Origin of the sequence: Synechococcus sp. R55.2, assembly GCF_047462075.1 — a bacterium.
In the GTDB taxonomy this organism is placed as follows: domain Bacteria; phylum Cyanobacteriota; class Cyanobacteriia; order Thermostichales; family Thermostichaceae; genus Thermostichus.
The window spans coordinates 1-726 of the sequence record NZ_JANSIH010000220.1; the positions used below are offsets into that span (position 1 = coordinate 1).

Annotated in this window: 1 pseudogene; it reads right to left on the reverse strand. The window is 60.6% G+C overall.

The features are described 5' to 3' along the window. Positions 1-726 (reverse strand): annotated as a pseudogene (locus NW838_RS07715) (glycosyltransferase); the annotation flags it as partial.

Sequence of the window (726 nt, forward strand, 5' to 3'; positions counted from 1 at the left end):
TAAATATCCCCCAGGGCATTGTAGGCCGCATATTCTGCGGGGGAGAGTTCTGGTAGGAGCACCACATACTCTTCGGCAGCTAGGTCATAGGCCTGAAAGGCTCGTCGCAGCCGCTGCCAAAAGCGCTCGCGGATCCCTTGGGAGAGGCGGCCCCGCAAAAATAGAAATTGACACTTCCCCACTTCCCGGGCGATGCGGGGGAACACCTCGTCGTACTGAGGTAAGTACTTGAATAGGGATTGGGCGCAGAGGTAAAGCACCCTGTCGGGATCCACCCCCCAAGCTTGCCAGTCCACAGGGGCGGGGTCAACTTCTAGGGGAATATAGTAGGTGCCGATGCCAGGCAGGGGCAGGAGCTGCTCGGTGTAATGGCCGGCCCCGTCCGGCGGCTCCATCAGCTCGCTGCTGAGGAAAACGTCTATTGTCGGCAGGCCAGAAGTTTGCGGGTGGCCCCAGGCCATCGCCTGTACCGGCGCCAAGCGGAGGGCGGCCAGTTGGGCACAGACCGGGTCAATGCCCACTTCCGGGTAGAGGAGCACATCCAGCTGTGCCTCTCGAATAGCCGCTTGCCATTCTTCTATGCTGCGGGATCCGGCCACAAAGTGCTCAAAACGAGGGGGCAGGGAGCACGTGACCTCATCTTGGATGACCGAGGTGTGGAAGCCGTAGAGGGCCACTTGAGCACGATCCAGGGCTTCTACCCAGCCGCGAGTCAGGATCTTCCAA